The sequence below is a fragment of the Sphingomonas sp. genome (assembly GCF_017304635.1).
GTDB lineage: Bacteria > Pseudomonadota > Alphaproteobacteria > Sphingomonadales > Sphingomonadaceae > Sphingomonas.
In genome coordinates, this window is record NZ_JAFKMA010000001.1 from 650,803 (window position 1) to 669,711 (window position 18,909).

Genomic DNA, 18,909 nt, shown 5'->3' on the forward strand with positions numbered 1-18,909 from the left:
ATCCCGTGACGTGGAACGGGTCGCTGCGCGCCCGTCCGCCGGACATCGGCGAGTCAGAAATTAGCTCACGCTAATTCCCGCTGCCTCCGTCACTGATCCAGGAACGACCGCATCTTGCGCGACCGGCTCGGGTGCTTGAGCTTGCGTAGCGCCTTGGCCTCGATCTGGCGGATGCGTTCGCGAGTCACGCTGAACTGCTGCCCGACTTCCTCCAGCGTGTGGTCGGTGTTCATCCCGATCCCGAACCGCATGCGCAACACGCGTTCCTCGCGCGGGGTCAGCGACGCCAGCACCCGCGTCACCGTTTCTTTCAGGTTCGCCTGGATCGCGGCGTCGACCGGGATCACCGCATTCTTGTCCTCGATGAAGTCGCCCAGGTGCGAATCCTCTTCGTCGCCGATCGGCGTTTCGAGGGAGATTGGCTCCTTCGCGATCTTCATCACCTTGCGCACCTTTTCGAGCGGCATGCTCAGGCGCTCGGCCATTTCCTCAGGCGTGGGCTCGCGGCCTTGCTCGTGCAGGAACTGGCGGCTGGTGCGGACCAGCTTGTTGATCGTCTCGATCATGTGGACCGGTATGCGGATCGTGCGCGCCTGGTCAGCGATCGAGCGCGTGATCGCCTGGCGGATCCACCACGTCGCATAGGTCGAGAACTTGTAGCCGCGGCGATACTCGAACTTGTCGACCGCCTTCATCAGGCCGATATTGCCTTCCTGGATCAAGTCGAGGAACTGCAAGCCGCGGTTGGTGTACTTCTTCGCGATCGAGATCACGAGGCGGAGATTGGCCTCGACCATTTCCTTCTTCGCGATCCGCGCCTCGCGCTCGCCCTTCTGGACCATGTTGACGATGCGGCGGAATTCGCCGAGCGCCATGCCGGTCTGCTGGCTGATCTCGCTGATCTCGGTACGGATGCGGTCGACCGCCGCGCTCTCGGCGCCGGCGAACGCCGCCCACTTCTTGTCGACGCCGCCGACCGACGCCAGCCACGTATCGTCGAGTTCGTGCCCGACATAGCGGTTGAGGAAGTCGGCGCGGCTGACCTTGTGCCGCTCGGCCAGGCGCAGCATCTGGCCGCCGAGCGCGGTCAGGCGGCGGTTGAACGAATAGAGCTGGTCGACCAGATACTCGATCTTCGCCTGGTGGAACTGAACGCTCTCGACTTCGGCGGTCAGGTCCTCGCGCAGCTTCTGGTACTTGCGCTCGTCCGTCGCCGACAACTCGCCGCCCGCGCCCATCTGGTCGAGGCGCGTGACCTGCATCTTCGAGAACTTCTTGTAGATCGCGGTGATGTTCGCGAACCGCTCCAACGCAATCGGCTTGAGCTGTTCCTCCATCTGCGCGAGGCTCAGCGTGTTGTCCTCGTCGTCGTCGTCCGAGGGACGCGGCGCACGACGTTCGGTCATGTCGTCCTCGTCCTCGTCGGCCGACGCCTCTTCCTTGACGTCTTCCTCTTCCTTGAATGACGGCCCTGCGGCGCTTTCGCTGATCTCGCCCGAATCGTCTTCCTCGGCGCTGGCGACCTGCTCGGCCGACGGACCCTTTGACAGCATCGCGTCGAGATCGAGGATCTCGCGCAGCTGCATCGTGCCTTCGTTCAGCGCGGTCGACCAGTCGATGATCGCGTTGAACGTGATCGGCGACTCGCACAGGCCCAGAATCATCGTGTCGCGACCCGCCTCGATCCGCTTGGCGATGGCGATCTCGCCCTCGCGGCTCAACAGCTCGACGGCACCCATCTCGCGCAGGTACATGCGGACGGGATCGTCGGTGCGATCGACCGTCTCCTTCTTCTTGGTCTCGAGCGCGGGCGCGTTCTCCTCCGACGAATCGACCGGATCGATGTCGTCCTCGTCGGCGCGCTGCTCCTCGCCGTCCTCGCCCGCCTCGTCGTTCTCGACGACGTTGACGCCCATTTCATTGAGCGCCGCCATCACGTCCTCGATCTGCTCCGAGGACATCTGGTCTTGCGGCAGCATCTCGTTGAGCTGGTCGACGGTGATGTAACCGCGCTTCTTGGCGCGCGCGACCAGCTTCTTGATCGACGCATCGTTGAGATCGATCAGCGGAGCGTCGCCCGTCTCGGTCGGTTCAGCCACTTCCGCCATGTTCGTCTTCGCCATCAAAACACCTTTTATGAGCTACACTACCGGCGTTTCGTCTTCCGGAAGTAGCGCGTCTCGAAACAAACGCTCCATGTCCTGCTTGGTTTTCACCAAGCCAACATAGTCGTCAAAATCTTGATCCGACCACTCGTTCAGGCGGCTCTGCGCATCCGCAATGTCAGCCTCAAAAGCCGGCCCATCAACCAACGCGTCGATCGCCAGCGTCAATTCCCTCTCTGCAACAGCTTTATCGCTTTGCGGATTGAGGAATGAAAACGCAAGCGTGAGCGCATCCATCTGATTCAGGACGTCAGCGAGGCCTTCGCCTTTTAAAATGGCTCTAAGTTCGTCGGTTTCAAGGGTTGGCCGCGATAGGACTGCGTCGAGCATCGCTATGCGCGTGAGACGTAGTTTAGTCGCGTTGATCGGGAGTCGTTGAACCGTCTCAGCTTTGGGCGCGATTAGATCCGGATGGAGGATCAACCCTTTGATGACGCTAGGTATCATGGTGACTTGATCGATGCCGAACTGCGCGATGGCACGAACGCGCGGGGCAATTGGTCTGGTTGACGGCCGGCTCTTGAAAGAATGGAAGCTCTCGCTTGGCCGTTCGGGGTGAAAATAATCCCAGACACGACGATTAAAAGTGGCGAGATACTCACTTTTGAGATCTTCGTCCTTGATCTGCCGAGCGTGATCGCGAAGCCTTTTACCCAAGCTTGCGCGTTCCTCTGGCGTGTGAAGAGGGGTCGTTCCCAATTCGTGTTGCCAGACTACGTCAACTAGGGGCTTAGTGTTTTGGAGCACTCGCTCGAAGGCGTCTGCGCCCCGGGCTCGAAGCAAATCGTCCGGATCTTGTCCCTCAGGAAGAGACGCGAAACTCAGGCTTCGACCAGGATGTAAGTCGGGAAGCGCGCGGATCGCAGCGCGGATCGCCGCTTTCTGACCTGCGGCGTCGCCATCGAAGCACAGGATAGGCACGTCCGCCAGCCGCCACATGCGTTCGAGCTGTGCCTCGGTCACTGCGGTGCCGTTCGGCGCGACCACATCGGCGAACCCGGCCTGCGTCAGCGCGATCGCGTCCATATAGCCCTCGACCACGATCAGGCGGTCGGTCTTGCGCGACGCCGGCCCAGCCTTGTCGAGATTGTAGAGCGTGCGCCCCTTGTCGAAGAGCGGCGTGTCGGGAGAGTTGAGATACTTCGGTTCGCCCGCGCCGATGATGCGTCCGCCGAAGGCGATGACGCGGCCACGCGGATCGCGGATCGGGATCATCAGCCGCCCGCGAAAGCGATCGTACGGCTCCTTGCCCTCGACCTTGATGAGCAGTCCGGCCTCGATCAGCAGTTCGTCGCCGAAGTCCTTGAGCGCGGTGCGCAGCTTGCCCCGCGCGTCCGGCGCAAAACCGAAATTGAACGCGCGCCGGGTGGCGTCGGAGATTTGCCGGCGCGTCAGCAGGTCGCGCGCCTCGGCACCGTCCAACCCGCCGAGCTGTACTTCGAACCAGTCCGCCGCCGCCTGCATCGCCTCGTGCAGCCCCTTGGCGCGCTCCGCCCGCACGACCGCCTGGCGATCCTGCGCCGGCATCTCCATGCCCGCAGATTGCGCAAGTTCCTTGACCGCATCGATGAACGGCAAGCCCCGCTGCTCAGTCATCCAACGGATCGCATCACCGTGCGCCGAACAGCCGAAGCAGTGGTAGAAGCCTTTGTCGTCGTTGACGTAGAAGCTCGGCGTCTTCTCGTTGTGAAAGGGGCAGCACCCCTTGAACTCGCGCCCCGCCTTGGTGAGCTTGACCGACTTGCCGACCAGCGCCGACAACAGCGTCCGCGCGCGGAGTTCGTCTAAAAAGGCTGGGGAGAGACTCACGCGTGTAGAGTAACACACATGCACCATGGCATGCGCATTGGCAATCGAGTTGGCTAGCTCAACGCCGCCTTCACCAGACCGCTCGCCTTGCTCATGTCGAGGCTGCTCGCGTGACGGGCCTTCAACTCGGCCATCACGCGGCCCATGTTCTTCATACCGCTCGCGCCGAGGTCGGCCTTGATCGATTCGATCGCGGCTTTCGTCTCGTCCTCGCTCATCTGAGCCGGCAAAAATCTTTCGATCACCGCGACTTCGGCGGCTTCGGCGTCGGCGAGTTCCTGGCGGCCGCCCTTCACGTACATCTCGATCGATTCGCGGCGCTGCTTGACCATCTTCTGCAGCACTTCGACCACCAGCGCGTCGTCGTCTGTTGTGGTCGTCTTCGTCCGCTCCTCGATGTCGCGATTCTTGATCGCCGACTGGATCAGGCTGATCGCGTTGCGGGATTCCTTGTCGCCGGCCTTCATGGCGGCGATCTGGGCGGCTTTGATGTCGTCACGGATCATGATGGAGGGTCACATAGCGACTGACTCCGGTTGACGCGAGGGGGGAGGGGGTCTACCCGCCGCGACTTAGCGACATCGCTGCCCAAACCAACGGAGTGCCCGCCGCATCATGGCCGACGCCACGACTTTTCGCGCGCCTGACGGAGCTACAGGTGTCCTCGTTCTGTCGAGCGGCGAGGTCGTCTGGGGCCGCGGTTTCGGGGCGGAGGGACAGGCGGTCGGCGAGGTCTGCTTTCACACCGCGATGACCGGCTATCAGGAGATCATGACCGACCCGAGCTTCGCCGGGCAGATCATCACCTTCACCTTTCCCCATATCGGCAATGTCGGCGCGAATGCCGACGATATCGAGGCCGACCTGCCCCACGCGCTCGGCATGATCGTGCGCGAGGACGTGACCGCCCCGTCCAACTTCCGTTCGGTTGAGCGGCTCGAGGAATGGATGAAGCGGCACACGCGCATCGGCCTGTCGGGGATCGACACTCGCGCGCTGACGCGGCGGATCCGCAGCGGCGGCGCCCCCAACGGCGTGATCGCACATGCCGCGGACGGCAAGTTCGATGTGCCGCTGTTGCTCGACATGGCGCGGGCGTGGCCGGGGCTGGAGGGCATGGACCTGGCAATCGCAGTCACCGCCGAGGCCGATTACGGTTGGGAAGGCGGCGTCTGGCGGCTGGGTTTCGGCTATGACGGCGCCGGCGCGGAGGCCGATCGCCCCCATGTCGTCGCGATCGATTATGGCGCCAAGCGCAACATCTACCGCAATCTGGTCGAGGCCGGGGCCAAGGTCAGCGTCGTCCCCGCGACTGCGACGTTCGATCAGGTAATGGCGCTCCAACCCGATGGCATCTTCCTGTCGAACGGCCCGGGCGATCCCGCGGCGACCGGCGAATATGCCGTGCCGGTGATCCGCCAGCTGCTGGAGACGGGCAAGCCGCTGTTCGGCATCTGCCTGGGGCACCAACTGCTCGGGCTGGCGGTCGGTGCTAAGACGACCAAGATGTTTCAGGGCCATCGCGGCGCTAACCATCCGGTTAAGCGCCTGAGCGACGGTGCGGTCGAGATCACCAGCATGAACCACGGCTTCGCGGTCGAACGGGACTCGCTGCCCGCCAACGCGCGCGAGACGCACGTGTCGCTATTCGATGGGAGCAATGCGGGGTTGGAGCTGACGGATCGGCCGGCGTTCAGCGTGCAATACCACCCCGAGGCGAGCCCGGGCCCGCAGGACAGCTTCTATCTGTTCGAGCGGTTTGTGGGGTCGCTGGGATGACACTCATTTATCAGCAGTTCGCAGACAAATTGCTTCTAGGAATTCTGCGAAACGAGGACAACGGAATACGAAATGGCTCAGATCTGGAGTTGGTCTGCAAGGCGAACAATCTGCCATTTGACGATAGTTGGCTGACCAAATTCATAAATGAGAGCAATAATCATCTGGGGTCAGGTGCAGGGTGGGATCGGACGTACTCCTTTGAGCTTAACGCTCAAGGCCGGGCAAGGGCTGAACTGATCCGGCAGGATATCGAAAGTAGAACTCTCCGAGGACGATTCAAGTCGATCAGTCGCAGTGACTGGATTGCACTTGGAGCGTTTGTCGTTTCTCTCTTTGCACTGTTCAAAAAGTAATGCCCAAACGCACCGACATCTCCTCGATCCTCGTCATCGGCGCGGGGCCCATCGTCATCGGTCAGGCGTGCGAGTTCGATTATTCGGGCACGCAGGCGATCAAGGCGCTCAAGGAAGAGGGCTATCGCATCGTCCTGGTCAATTCGAACCCGGCGACGATCATGACCGATCCCGACCTGGCCGACGCGACCTATGTCGAGCCGATCACGCCGGCGGTGGTCGCCAAGATCATCGAGAAGGAGCGGCCCGACGCGGTCCTGCCGACGATGGGTGGGCAGACCGCGCTCAACACCGCGCTGGCGCTGTTCAACGACGGCACGCTGGCAAAGTTCGGCGTCCAGATGATCGGCGCCGACGCCGCGGCGATCGACAAGGCCGAGGACCGGCTGAAGTTCAAGGACGCGATGACGAAGATCGGGCTCGAAAGCGCTCGCTCGACGATCGCACATACCGAGGCGGAGGCGCTGGCCGGGCTGGAGAAGGTCGGGTTGCCCGCGATCATCCGGCCGAGCTTCACGCTCGGTGGGACCGGCGGCGGCGTCGCCTATAATCGCGACGAGTTTATCGAGATCGTCCGCAAGGGGCTCGACGCCAGCCCGACCACCGAAGTGCTGATCGAGGAATCGCTGCTCGGCTGGAAGGAATATGAGATGGAGGTGGTCCGCGACCGCGCGGACAATGCCATCATCATCTGCTCGATCGAGAATATCGACCCGATGGGCGTCCATACGGGCGATTCGATCACCGTCGCGCCGGCGCTGACGCTGACCGACAAGGAATACCAGATCATGCGCAACGCATCGATCGCGGTATTGCGCGAAATCGGCGTCGAAACGGGCGGTTCCAACGTCCAGTTCGCGGTCAATCCGAAGGATGGCCGCCTGATCGTCATCGAGATGAACCCGCGCGTCAGCCGGTCGTCGGCGCTGGCGTCGAAGGCGACCGGCTTCCCGATCGCCAAAGTCGCGGCGAAGCTGGCGGTCGGCTATACGCTCGACGAGATCGAGAACGACATCACCGGGGCGACCCCGGCAAGCTTCGAGCCGACGATCGATTATGTCGTGACCAAGATTCCGCGCTTCGCATTCGAGAAGTTCAAAGGCGCGCAGGCCGTGCTGGGCACCGCGATGAAGTCGGTCGGCGAAGTGATGGCGATCGGCCGCAACATCCACGAATCGATGCAGAAGGCACTGCGCGGGCTGGAGACGGGCCTGTCCGGCTTCAACATCGTCGATCGCCTGGTCGGCGCGCCGCGCGACGAGATCGAGGCGGCACTCGCCTCGCCGACGCCCGACCGGCTGCTGGTCGCGGCGCAGGCATTGCGCGAGGGCTTCACCGTCGCCGAAGTGCACGCGATCGCCAAATACGACCCTTGGTTCCTGGAGCGGATCGCCGAGATCATCGCGGCGGAGAACGAGGTGCTGGCGAACGGCCTGCCGCAGGATGCGGCGGGCATGCGGCGGCTGAAATCGATGGGGTTCAGCGACAAGCGGCTCGCGTATCTGGCGGTGACGTCGGTCGGCCTGCGCGATCGCTTCCCGGCGCGATCGGGGCTGATCCACGAAGCGGTCAAGGCGATGGCCGGCGGCGTCAACGAGGAGGAAGTGCGCGCGTTGCGCCACAAGCTCGGCGTGCGGCCGGTGTTCAAGCGGATCGACACCTGCGCGGCGGAGTTCGATGCCCGGACGCCGTACATGTATTCGACCTATGAAGCGCCGAGTTTCGGTGAGCCGGAGAACGAGGCGGGGCCGAGCGATCGCCGCAAGATCGTCATCCTCGGCGGCGGGCCGAACCGGATCGGGCAGGGGATCGAGTTCGACTATTGCTGCTGCCACGCCTGTTTCGCGCTGGCCGATGCCGGGTTCGAGACGATCATGGTCAATTGCAACCCGGAGACGGTGTCGACCGACTACGACACGTCCGACCGGCTCTATTTCGAGCCGCTGACGGCCGAAGACGTGCTCGAGATCCTGCATGTCGAGCAATCGCGGGGCGAGCTGGTCGGCGTGATCGTCCAGTTCGGCGGGCAGACGCCGCTCAACCTCGCCCACGCCCTGGAGAAGGCGGGCATCCCGATCCTGGGCACCAGTCCCGATGCGATCGACCTGGCGGAGGATCGCGAGCGGTTCGCCGCCCTGGTCAACCGGCTCGGTTTGCTCCAGCCCGCCAACGGCATCGCGCGCAGCCGCGACGAGGCGGTCGCGGTGGCGGAGCGGATCGGCTATCCCGTACTGATGCGGCCGAGCTACGTGCTCGGCGGGCGGGCGATGGAGATCGTCGACGGCACGCAGCAGCTCGACGACTATATCCAGACAGCGGTGCAAGTGTCTGGCGATTCACCGGTTTTGATCGACCAGTATCTGCGCGACGCGATCGAGGTCGACGTCGATGCGATCTGCGACGGGACCGACGTGGTAGTCGCCGGCGTGCTCCAGCATATCGAGGAAGCCGGCGTCCATTCGGGCGACAGCGCTTGCTCGATTCCGCCTTATTCGCTGCCGGCCGAGGTGGTCGCCGAGATCGAGCGCCAGGCCGAGGCACTGGCGCGTGCGCTCAACGTCGTCGGGCTGATGAACATCCAGTTCGCGGTCAAGGACGGGCTGGTCTATCTGATCGAGGTCAACCCACGCGCCAGCCGCACGGTGCCGTTCGTCGCCAAGGCGATCGGATCGCCGATCGCGAAGATCGCCGCGCGCGTAATGGCGGGGGAGAAACTCGCCAACCTGCCCGCGATTGATCGCGACATCGGCTATTATGCGGTCAAGGAAGCGGTGTTCCCGTTCAGCCGCTTCCCCGGCATCGATCCGGTCTTGTCACCCGAGATGAAATCGACCGGCGAAGTCATGGGCATCGATCAGGATTTCACCGCGGCGTTCGGCAAGGCCGAGCTCGGCGCGGGCACCGTGCTGCCCGAAGGCGGCACCGTGTTCGTGAGCGTGAAGGACGGCGACAAGCCGGTGATCCTGCCGGCCGCGCGAATGCTCGGCGACTTCGGCTTCACCGTCGTCGCGACCGGCGGCACCGCCGACTTCCTCGAAGCGAACGGCGTCACGGTGGAACGCGTCAACAAGGTCGCGCAGGGGCGTCCGCACATCGTCGACCGGATCATCGACGGCGGCATCGACATGATCTTCAACACCACCGAAGGGTGGCAGTCGCTGAAGGATTCGCAGCCGATCCGTGCCTCGGCTCTCGCGCAGAAGGTACCGTACTTCACCACGGCCCCGGCCAGCGTCGAGGCCGCCCGCGCGATCGTCGGCCTCGCGACGCGCTCTCTTGAAGTCCGTCCGCTGCAGTCTTATCATTCGCACTCGCACAATTGATCCCCACATAGAGCAAGGAAGGTGCGGGCGGCCCGATCTAAGGCCGCTTGGGACAGGGATTTTGACGAAGGATCAGGGGTTATGGCGACCGTCGAGAAGATGCCGATGCTGCAAGTGGGCTATGAAAAGCTCACCGCGGATCTGCGTCGTCTGAAAGAGGAGCGGCCGCAGATCGTCGAGGCGATCGAGGAAGCGCGCGCGCACGGCGATCTGTCGGAAAACGCCGAATATCATGCGGCCAAGGAGCGCCAGGGTCAGATCGAGGCGTCGATCGCCGACATCGAGGACAAGTTGAGCCGCGCACAGATCATCGTGCCGAGCGAATTGTCGGGCGACAAGGTCGTGTTCGGCGCGACCGTGACGCTTATGGACGAGGACGACAAGGCGATCACCTATCAGATCGTCGGCCAGACCGAGGCGGACGCGAAGACCGGCCGCATCAGCTACAATTCGCCGCTCGGCCGCGCGCTGATCGGGCGGAGCGTCGGTGACGAGGTCGAAGTGACCGTGCCCGCCGGCGACCGCTGGTACGAGGTCAGCAGGATCGAGTTCGTCTGAGCCGCGCAATGGACTGGCGCGACACGCCCGCGACCGTGGCGCTGGTCGCGCTAACTACGATCGTATCGGCAGTGTTGCTGCTGTTCGGTGGCGATCAGGCGGTGGTGGCCGGCGGGTTCATTCCCGCGCATGTCAGCCGCGTGGTGACGCCGGAGCAACTCGGCCCGGTGCCGGTGTTCCTGACCCCGCTGACCGCGACGTTGCTGCATGGCGGCTGGCTGCACCTGTTGTTCAACATGGTGATGCTCGGTTTTTGCGGGCGCGAGACGGAGCGGGCGCTGGGCTGGGCCAACGTGCTGCTGCTGTACCTGCTCGGCGCCTACGCCGCCGCGACGGGGCAGTGGTTGCAGGATTCGAGCAGTCTGGCCCCGATGATCGGTGCGAGCGGTGCGATCTCGGCGTTGGTCGCGTCCTATTCGCTGCTCTACGGTCGTCATCGCGCGAGGGCGCTGGGGCCGGTGCCGGCATGGATCGTCCAGGCGGTTTGGCTCGGTGCGGCGTGGACCGGGATCAACCTGATGCTCGGCTTCACCAACGCGATGGGCCAGCCGATCGCGATCGGCGCGCATATCGGCGGGTTCGTCGTCGGGCTGCTGCTCGCGCGGCCGTTGCTGCAGTGGCGCTACCGGCGGGCGTAATGACGGTCTAGTTGCCGGCCTGCAAATTCGGGTCGGGTTCGAGCAGGCGGTGGAGGTGCACCACCACGAACTTCATCTCGGCATCGTCGACGGTGCGCTGCGCGGCGGCGCGCCATGCTTTCTCCGCGCTGGCGTAATCGGGAAAGATGCCGACTACGTCGATCGACGATTCTTCGAAATCGAGACCCTGGGGATCCTTGACGCGGCCGCCGAACACGAGATGAAGCTTGCTCATGCCCGGCGCCTTAGCCGCGCTTCCGCCGGCGATAAACCCTATTTGGCGGTGCGAGCCGCGGGTTTCGCGGGCACAGTCTCTGTCGCGGCGTCGCGCTGCTTGAGGGCGGCATTGCCGGCAGCGGCCAGCGCCCCGGCCGCCTGATCGACCAGCTTCGACACCTGCGCGCGCGCGGCGTCCTTGCTGAGCGGCAGCGTGGCGAGTTCGGCCTTGGCCGCCTCGCGCGCGGCGCCCACGGCCTCCGAGGCGGCATTGGTCAGCCGGCGTCCGGTCGCACCGAGCAGTTCGTCTTCGCGCTTCGTCTTCGGCAGCAGCGCACCGATCACCAGCCCGATCGCGATCCCAGCACCCACCGCGGCGAGCGGGTTCGCCTCGGCCGCTTTCCGTGTCTCGTGCAGCGCGTCGTTGGCGGCATCGCGCGCCGTGGAGAGGGCGGTTTCCACGCGGCCGGCGGACTTGGCGCCGGCATTCTTTGGATCGGTGTGGCGGGCGTCGAGCGGTTCGGCAGGCATCGTTACTTCCTTCTGCTTCGAATGGGGTCAGGTTTGGCCTTGCCGCGCCCGAACAGGCGAGCGAGCGGCTTGCGCGTGAAGAATGCGGCGATCGCGGCGACCACGCCGATCGCCGGCAAGGGATGCTCCTTGACGGTTTCGACGCTCGAACGCGCGAGGCCGGTCCCGGTGTCCTTCAATTTTTCGGTCGCGGTGCGTGCGAGCGAGCCCGGCGACAGGCGCTCCTTCAACGTGGCGGCCGTCGACAGCAGTCGCCGGCGGGCTAGGTCGGCCTTCGCCTGGGCCGCCGCGACGTCGGGAGTCGGATCGGTCATCGGCCAGCATCCCTATCGCTCGAGAAAGCACGCCGCGCCTCGACGAAGGCGATCCAGCCGAGCAGCGCGACGATCAACAGCCCGACGACGACGACGATCGTCGTCGCCCAGCCGGGCCCGACCCGTGGCGCCAGCGTCATCACCAAGCCGACCAGCAAGGCGACGAGCAACGCCTGCGCCAGTACCAGCGCCGCGATCGCCAGGATCGCCGCGTTGCGCGCCTCACCCAGTCGCGGCGCCAGCTTGGCGCGATAGAGATCGACCTCGGCGCGGGCATATTGCTTGCCCTCGTCGACCAGCCGGCCGACGAGTGAACCGATGCTTTCCTCGGGCGATGGTCCCCCGTCCATGCGCGGCTCCGTCGGGGTCAGGCGGACTTCGATTCCGGGCGATCGGCAGGCTTGGCGGGGGAGGGCGCCTCCAGCCCGGCCTTGACGAGCCGCGCCAGCACGAAGCCGATCGCCGCAGCGGTGCCGATCGCGATCGCCGGGCTCTTCTTCGCCAGCTCGCGCGCCTCGTCGATGATGTCGTCGACCGACTTCGCTTGGAGCGATTGCGAGAAGTTGCCGACCGCCTCCGCCGCCGTGCGGGCATATTGGCCGTATTGCTCGCCGACCTTCTCGTCGACCGTCCCGGCCGCGTCGTGGAGCATCCGGGCCAGATCGTCGAGCGCGTCGCCCGCGCGCGACTTGCCGTCCTCGGCCACGGTCTTCGCCCGGTCGCCGGCATCGTTGGCGAACTTCACGACGTTGTCTTTCAGCGACTGCATGGTGGCGCCGCCATTGGTCGCACTGCCGCCGGTCGCGCCGTCGGTGTTCGAAGTGTCAGTCGTATCGGCCATGTCGCATGATCCTTTTTGTACCTCGGCACGACAACCCGGCGTCGCGTCCTCGGTTCCGTTGCCGCCGCGGGCCGAACCCGATAGAGGCCCGCACGAACCCGCTCCTCCAGCAATCTAGGAAGATCGTTCCATGACCGCAATCATCGACATGCATGCCCGCCAGATCATCGACAGTCGCGGCAATCCGACGGTGGAGGTCGAGGTGATGCTGGAGGACGGCAGCTTCGGCCGTGCGGCGGTGCCCTCGGGCGCTTCGACCGGCGCGCACGAGGCGGTCGAGCTGCGCGACGGCGACAAGAGCCGGTGGTCGGGCAAGGGCGTGCAGAAGGCGGTCGATGCCGTCAACGGCGAGATCGCCGACGCGATCCTGGGCATGGATGCCGAGGACCAGGCCGACGTCGATGCTGCGATGATCGCGCTCGACGGCACGCCGAACAAGGCGAGGCTGGGGGCGAACGCGATCCTGGGTGTGAGTCTGGCGACGGCGAAGGCGGCGGCTGACGCGCGCGGCCTGCCGCTCTATCGCTATGTCGGCGGCGTCAACGCGCACGTCCTGCCGGTGCCGATGATGAACATCATCAACGGCGGCGAGCATGCCGACAATCCGATCGATTTCCAGGAGTTCATGATCGTGCCGGTCGGCGCGTCCAACCTGTTCGAGGCGGTGCGCTGCGGGTCGGAGGTGTTCCACACGCTCAAGAAGATGCTGCACGACAAGGGGCTGTCGACCGGGGTCGGCGACGAGGGCGGGTTCGCGCCCGACATCGCCAGCACCACCGACGCGCTCGATTTCATCATGCGCGCGATCGAGGGGGCGGGGTACACGCCCGGCGACGACGTGATGCTCGCGCTCGACCCCGCCTCGACCGAATTCTTCGAGGACGGCAAGTACAACATCTCGGCCGAGGGCAAGGTTCTGACCCCGCACGAAATGGCCGCTTATTACGGCGACCTCGTCGCCAAATATCCGATCTTCTCGATCGAAGACGGCATGGCCGAGGACGATTTCGAGGGGTGGAAGGCGCTGACAGACCTGATCGGCGAGAAGTGCCAGCTGGTCGGTGACGATCTGTTCGTGACCAACCCCAAGCGGCTGGCGGACGGGATCGAGCGCGGGCTGGGCAATTCGATCCTGGTCAAGGTCAACCAGATCGGCACGCTGACCGAAACTTTGGCGGCGGTCAGCTTGGCACAGCGCTCGGGCTACACCGCGGTCATGTCGCACCGCTCGGGCGAGACCGAGGATGCGACGATCGCCGACCTGGCGGTCGCGACGAACTGCGGTCAGATCAAGACCGGCAGCCTGGCGCGGTCTGACCGGTTGGCGAAATACAACCAGCTGATCCGGATCGAGGAAGAACTCGGTGACATCGCAGTCTACGCCGGACGGAGCGTGTTGCGCGGCTGATCCTGCCGTCCGTCACTGCGAGCGGAGCAAAGTGATCCAGCGTCCCGTGCGCTGCCTTGGATTGCTTCGCTGCGCCTCGCAATGACGATGGTTCCCGATGCCGGACTCGCTTCGGCGCGGAACCGACTCGGCTCGGCGAAACATGGTTAAAAAGCGGTTGATCGCGCAAAAGCCTTCGCCCACAACGACTACCCATAATGACCCGCCGCAGTCAGACTCGCCAGACCACGTTCCAGACCGTGTTTCGTCGTGCGGCGTTCCCGGCGCTGGCGCTCGGCGTGATGACGTTTTTCGGCATTTACGCAGTGGTCGGATCGAACGGCGCACTGGCTTATGGCGACTATCAGCGCGCGTTGAAGAAGCGCGAGGCCGACCTGGCGATGCTCAAGCAGCATCAGGCGGTGCTCGCCAACCGTGTCCAGTTGCTCGACCCGACGAAGGTCGATCCGGACATGGCCGACGAGCTCACCCGCCGTCAGTTAAACGTGGTCAACCCCAACGAGGTTGTCGTTCCCCTGAAATAACGGACGGTCGCCGCGTTCGCCCAGGAATGCGAGCAAGTCCTGCATGAAGCGGTCGCTTTCCGTCACGGTCAGGCCGTGCGGCGCGCCGTCATATTCGATCAATTGCGCATTCGCGATGCCCTTCGCCGCCTGACGCCCGGTCGCATCGATCGGCACGGTCTTGTCGCTGGTGCCGTGCACGACCAGAGTCGGTACGCGGAACGCGCCCAGGTCGCCGTGGAAATCGGTGTGGCCAAACGAATTCGCGCAGGCGAGGATCGGCCGCAATCCGGCCTGCATCGTCGTCCGCCACGCCCATTGCAGCGTCTCGTCGCTGACCGGGCTCGACAGCATCCCGGCGCCGAAGAATTGCTGGAAGAACGTCGTCCAGAATGCGAAGCGATCCTTCTTGATGCCCTCGGCGATCGCCTGAAGCTGCTCTTCGGGGACGCCATCGGGATTGTCGTCGGTCTGGAGCATGTACGGTACGACCGACGAAATCAGCCCGGCGCCGATCACGCCCTTGCCGCCATGGCGGCTCATGTAGCGCGCGACCTCGCCGCCGCCCATCGAGAAGCCGACGATCGTCGCATCCTCGGCACCGGTTTCCTTGAGCACGTCGGCCAGATCGTCGGCGAGCGTGTCGTAATCGTAACCGTTCCACGGCTGGTCCGAGCGCCCGAATCCGCGCCGGTCATAGGCGATCGCGCGATATCCGGCCTCGGCCAGCGCGAGCGACTGCGCATCCCAGCTGTCGGCCGACAGCGGCCAGCCGTGAATCAGAACGACCGGGCGGCCCGATCCCCAATCCTTGACATACAGGCGCGTGTCGTCGCGTGTCGTGACATAGGGCATGGCTTCAGCCTTTCATTGCAGGGGTTTAGGTCTGCCCAGAACGGCTCGCCGCGATGGCCGTTCCGCCGGGCTAGCGCAGACCGTCACGTTATGGCAGCACGTCGTCCGCATTGCCGCTGGAGAGAGTGATGAACGCCAAGCTGTTAAGCGCGGTCGCGCTGGTCGCGCTGACCGCCTGCAACGGGCCCGCCAAGCAGACGACCACGACGACCACGACCAAGTCGACGAGCACGACGGTGACCCCGGCCAAACCGTGGGCGGCGTTCCGCGATGGCTTCATCGATCAGGTATTCAAGCTTGACCCGGCCTTCGCCGTTTATGAGGGGAAGCACGATTATGACGGCGGCATTCCGGACTGGAGCCCGGCCGGGCTGAAGGCGCAGTCCGATTTCTACCACAAGGCGATCACCGACGCGCAAGTCTATGACAAGACGAAGATGTCGAAGCAGGACGCGTTCGAGCGCGATTACCTGATCCAGGTCGCGCGCGGGAAGCTGTTCTGGCTCGACGATGCCGACCAGTCGCACCACAACCCGGCTTATTATGTCGGCGGCGGGCTCGATCCCAACGTCTATATCGCGCGCAACTATGCCGATGCGCCGACGCGGATGAAGGCGATCATCAAATTCTTCCGCCAGATTCCCTCGGCCGCCGCGAACATTCGCACCAATCTGAAGACGCCGATGCCGGCGAGCTTTGTCAAATACGGCGTCGCCGGGTTCAAAGGGTTTGCCGATTACTATACCGGCGACGCGAAGAAGGCGTTTGCGAGCGTCCGCGACAAGGCGCTGCAAAAGGACTTCGCCGACGCGTCGACCGCAGCGTCTAAGGCGATGGCCGACCTCGCGACGTGGTTGGAGGGGCAGCAGGGAAGCGCGACGCAGGACTTCGCGCTGGGCGCCGATCGCTTCCACCGCATGTTGGCGGAAACCGAGGGCGTCGACATCCCGCTCGAGCAACTGGAGGCGGCAGGTCGCGCCGATCTCAAGAAGAACCAGGACTCGCTGAAGGACGCCTGCGCCAAATACGCGCCGGGCAAGTCGATCGAGGCGTGCGTCGCCAAGATGTCGGCCAACAAGCCTCCCAACCTCGATCCCGTCGCCGAGGCGCGGCGCCAGATCCCGATGCTGCGGCAGTTCGTGCTGGCCAACGATATCGTCACGATCCCCGGCACCGAACAGGCGCTGGTCGAGGAAAGCCCGCCGTACAACCGGCAGAACTCCGCCTATATCGATCCGCCGGGACCGTTCGATAAGGGCATTCCGTCGATCTACTACATCTCGCCGCCCGACCCGAGCTGGCCGAAAGCGAAGCAACTCGGCTTCGTGCCGGGCAAGGCCGACCTGATGTTCACCTCGGTCCACGAAGTGATGCCGGGGCATTTCGTCCAGTTCCTCCACGCCAATCGCTCGCCGTCGCTGTTCGGCCAGCTGTTCGTCGGGTACGCCTTTGCCGAGGGCTGGGCGCATTATGCCGAGGAAATGATGTGGGACGCCGGCCTCGGTCATGGAGATCCCGAGACGCATATCGGCGAGCTGTCCAACGCGCTGTTGCGCGACTGCCGCTTCCTGTCGGCGATCGGAATGCATGCGCGCGGGATGAGTCAGGCGGATTCGTTCAAGATGTTCCGCGAGCAATGCTATCAGGACGAGGGCAATGCCGACCAGCAGGCAGCACGCGGGACGTACGATCCGGCGTATCTCAACTACACTCTCGGCAAGCTGATGATCCGCAAGCTGCGCGAGGATTGGGTGGCGACACGCGGCGGGCGCAAGGCGTGGAAGCAGTTCCACGACGCGTTCCTGTCGTTCGGCGGCCCGCCGATCCCGCTGGTCCGCGCGGCGATGATGGGGGGCGAGGCGAAAGCTGTATTCTAAGCTGCGTGCTCCTGCGAAAGCAGGAGCCCAGAGTTATTGACGACATCGCTATTGGCTCTGGGCTCCTGCTTTTGAAGGAGCATGGAACGCGGTTATCGCGCTTGTTTCAATGTCGGAACTTCGTCCTGCACCTCGGCCCGCTGCGGGTTGCGGATCGACGGGCGCAGGCGTGACAGGCTGCAAAGGCCGGCTACCACCGCCAGCCCGACCGACACGAACGGCGGTACGTTGCCCGATCCGATGCCGAGCGCGAGCAGGGCCGCGACGACGGTCGCCCCGGTCGTTTGTCCGCAGAGCCGCACGGTCGAGATCAGCCCGCCCGCCGCTGCCGCCCGCTCACGCGGGGCGCTGCCGATGATGAGGCGGGCGTTGGGCGGCAGGAACGTGCCGAACCCCGACCCGCACAACGCCATCCGCCAGGCGATGTCGAAATAGCTCGGATGCGCCGGCAGCAACGCGATCAGCAGTAATGCGGTGACGCTGATCGTCATCCCGATTCCACCGAGCAGTCCTGCGGGAATGCGGTCGGACAGCCATCCGGCGAGTGGCGCGACGATCATGTTGGTCAGCGGCCACGGCGCGATCGCCGCGCCGACTTGCACCGCGGTGAACCCGAATTCGTGTGTCAGCCGGAACGGCGTCGATAGCAGCAGGGTCATCGACGCGATGAACGCGGTGTAGGCGCCGATCACCGACAGCGCGATGACCGGCCGTGCCAGCAGGTCGAGCGGCAGGATCGGATTGGTGTCACCCTTTTCGCGCCGCACGAAATAATAGCCGACCAGCGCACCGGTCAGCACGATCGCCGCGGAGATCACCGGGCTGTTGCCGTGCACCGCGCTCTCGGTGCCGCCGATGACCAGCCCGAACATCGCCGCGCACATGACCGCGCCGAGCACGTCGAAATGCGCATGACGTGGCGGCGGGTTGGGCAAGGCGCGGCCGAGGATTAGGCTGAGCAACGCGAACGGGATCGCGCAGGCGAATACCCAGGGCCACGGCGCCACGCCGAGCACGAGACCGCCGATCGTCGGCGCGGCGGCCGCCGAACTCGACACGATTACCGAGTTGATGCCGAGCCCACGCCCCAATTGCTTCGCCGGATAGGTCGCGCGGATCAGCGCCGATGATACGCTGAGCGCCCCCGCCGCGCCGATCGCCTGCGCCGCACGCACGATCAGCAGGAACGGAAGGCTCTTGGCGAAGAAGCATAGCAACGTCGCGACCGTGAAGATCATCTGGCCGATCTGGTAGGTGCGCTTGAGCCCGATCCGCTCGCCGAGACCCGCGAACGGCAGCAGCAGCATGACGAGCATCAACTGATAGACGGTGACGATCGCCACCACCGAACTCTGGTCGGTATGCAGGTCGCGCGCGATCGTCGGCAGCGCGACGTTGGCGATGCCGCCGTCGATGATGATGAGCGCGGTCCCGCAGCACAACGCCCCGATCGCTGCATAACGGCGCGGAAGCGGCAAGCCATCGGTCATGCACGTTGCCATGCGCTCGCAATCGCCGTGCTGGCAACCGCCAAAGCGCGTGATTCGTTGACGCAAATCAATCTGATTCCAGCGGAACGTGCCGGACCCTCGCGTGTTGTGTCGCCATCGAAACAAAAAGGGAAAGGACGCGTGATGGGTAAGGGGTGCATCCTGTGGCTGCTGGGCGTGCCGATCCCGGTCATCATCCTGCTTTTGCTGATTTTCCATCATTGATCGACGTGGCTTGGCGACGGC

General features: G+C 64.6%; 18 protein-coding genes. 8 read left to right on the forward strand and 10 right to left on the reverse strand.

Annotated elements, in window-relative coordinates; translation table 11 throughout:
• Positions 1-89: 89 nt before the first annotated feature.
• From rpoD to J0I47_RS03285, 3 genes are read right to left on the reverse strand one after another with little or no spacing between them, the layout of a single operon-like run.
• Entirely contained in the window at positions 90-2,123 is a 2,034-nt protein-coding gene (rpoD, locus tag J0I47_RS03275; protein ID WP_294045006.1) for an RNA polymerase sigma factor RpoD, read from the reverse strand.
• 18 nt (positions 2,124-2,141) lie between these two features.
• Complete coding sequence (gene dnaG / locus J0I47_RS03280; RefSeq protein WP_366809683.1) at positions 2,142-4,001, reverse strand: DNA primase; 1,860 nt, start codon at positions 3,999-4,001, stop codon at positions 2,142-2,144.
• 26 nt (positions 4,002-4,027) lie between these two features.
• On the reverse strand, positions 4,028-4,480 hold the full coding sequence (locus tag J0I47_RS03285) for a GatB/YqeY domain-containing protein (RefSeq protein WP_294045008.1): 453 nt from the start codon (positions 4,478-4,480) through the stop codon (positions 4,028-4,030).
• A 109-nt stretch (positions 4,481-4,589) separates the two neighbouring features.
• On the opposite strand from J0I47_RS03285, the gene carA reads away from it, so the two are divergent.
• The 4 genes from carA (at position 4,590) to J0I47_RS03305 (ending at position 10,628) form a co-directional block, all read left to right on the forward strand.
• On the forward strand, positions 4,590-5,753 hold the full coding sequence (carA, locus tag J0I47_RS03290) for a glutamine-hydrolyzing carbamoyl-phosphate synthase small subunit (protein ID WP_294045009.1): 1,164 nt from the start codon (positions 4,590-4,592) through the stop codon (positions 5,751-5,753).
• A gap of 355 nt (positions 5,754-6,108) precedes the next feature.
• Positions 6,109-9,432 (forward strand): carbamoyl-phosphate synthase large subunit, encoded by a 3,324-nt coding sequence (gene carB / locus J0I47_RS03295; protein ID WP_294045010.1) that lies wholly within the window; start codon positions 6,109-6,111, stop codon positions 9,430-9,432.
• 81 nt (positions 9,433-9,513) lie between these two features.
• Positions 9,514-9,990, forward strand: a complete 477-nt coding sequence (gene greA / locus J0I47_RS03300) for a transcription elongation factor GreA (protein WP_294045011.1) — start codon at positions 9,514-9,516, stop codon at positions 9,988-9,990.
• Positions 9,991-9,998: 8 nt separating this feature from the next.
• Positions 9,999-10,628: a rhomboid family intramembrane serine protease gene (locus J0I47_RS03305; RefSeq protein ID WP_294045012.1), complete on the forward strand. Its 630-nt coding sequence runs from the start codon at positions 9,999-10,001 to the stop codon at positions 10,626-10,628.
• A gap of 7 nt (positions 10,629-10,635) precedes the next feature.
• Here the strand turns inward: J0I47_RS03305 and J0I47_RS03310 are convergent, their stop codons facing one another.
• The 5 genes from J0I47_RS03310 to J0I47_RS03330 are packed head-to-tail and all read right to left on the reverse strand — an operon-like array spanning position 10,636 to position 12,530.
• A complete protein-coding gene (locus J0I47_RS03310) occupies positions 10,636-10,863 on the reverse strand; it encodes a DUF4170 domain-containing protein (protein ID WP_294045013.1) in 228 nt (75 codons plus the stop codon).
• A 38-nt stretch (positions 10,864-10,901) separates the two neighbouring features.
• Positions 10,902-11,375, reverse strand: coding sequence for a hypothetical protein (locus J0I47_RS03315; protein ID WP_294045014.1), 474 nt, complete (start codon positions 11,373-11,375; stop codon positions 10,902-10,904).
• A gap of 2 nt (positions 11,376-11,377) precedes the next feature.
• A complete protein-coding gene (locus tag J0I47_RS03320; RefSeq protein ID WP_294045015.1) occupies positions 11,378-11,689 on the reverse strand; it encodes a hypothetical protein in 312 nt (103 codons plus the stop codon).
• Positions 11,686-12,039, reverse strand: coding sequence for a phage holin family protein (locus J0I47_RS03325; RefSeq protein ID WP_294045016.1), 354 nt, complete (start codon positions 12,037-12,039; stop codon positions 11,686-11,688). The genes J0I47_RS03320 and J0I47_RS03325 overlap by 4 nt, the downstream gene beginning before the upstream one ends.
• Positions 12,040-12,056: 17 nt before the next feature.
• Positions 12,057-12,530 (reverse strand): hypothetical protein, encoded by a 474-nt coding sequence (locus J0I47_RS03330; protein ID WP_294045017.1) that lies wholly within the window; start codon positions 12,528-12,530, stop codon positions 12,057-12,059.
• A 130-nt stretch (positions 12,531-12,660) separates the two neighbouring features.
• Here J0I47_RS03330 and eno point away from each other — a divergent pair, with 130 nt between their 5' ends.
• Together eno and J0I47_RS03340 are read left to right on the forward strand one after the other, a co-directional pair.
• Complete coding sequence (gene eno, locus J0I47_RS03335; RefSeq protein ID WP_294045018.1) at positions 12,661-13,938, forward strand: phosphopyruvate hydratase; 1,278 nt, start codon at positions 12,661-12,663, stop codon at positions 13,936-13,938.
• 281 nt (positions 13,939-14,219) lie between these two features.
• Positions 14,220-14,462: a septum formation initiator family protein gene (locus J0I47_RS03340; protein WP_294045845.1), complete on the forward strand. Its 243-nt coding sequence runs from the start codon at positions 14,220-14,222 to the stop codon at positions 14,460-14,462.
• Here the strand turns inward: J0I47_RS03340 and J0I47_RS03345 are convergent.
• A complete protein-coding gene (locus J0I47_RS03345; protein ID WP_294045019.1) occupies positions 14,418-15,296 on the reverse strand; it encodes an alpha/beta hydrolase in 879 nt (292 codons plus the stop codon). The genes J0I47_RS03340 and J0I47_RS03345 overlap by 45 nt on opposite strands.
• Before the next feature lie 128 nt (positions 15,297-15,424).
• Between J0I47_RS03345 and J0I47_RS03350 the strand changes: the two genes are divergently transcribed.
• Entirely contained in the window at positions 15,425-17,173 is a 1,749-nt protein-coding gene (locus J0I47_RS03350) for a DUF885 domain-containing protein (protein ID WP_294045020.1), read from the forward strand.
• A gap of 92 nt (positions 17,174-17,265) precedes the next feature.
• Here the strand turns inward: J0I47_RS03350 and J0I47_RS03355 are convergent, their stop codons facing one another.
• Complete coding sequence (locus J0I47_RS03355) at positions 17,266-18,663, reverse strand: MFS transporter (RefSeq protein WP_294045847.1); 1,398 nt, start codon at positions 18,661-18,663, stop codon at positions 17,266-17,268.
• A gap of 27 nt (positions 18,664-18,690) precedes the next feature.
• On the opposite strand from J0I47_RS03355, the gene J0I47_RS03360 reads away from it, so the two are divergent.
• A complete protein-coding gene (locus tag J0I47_RS03360; RefSeq protein ID WP_294045021.1) occupies positions 18,691-18,888 on the forward strand; it encodes a hypothetical protein in 198 nt (65 codons plus the stop codon).
• The last annotated feature ends 21 nt before the right edge of the window (positions 18,889-18,909 follow it).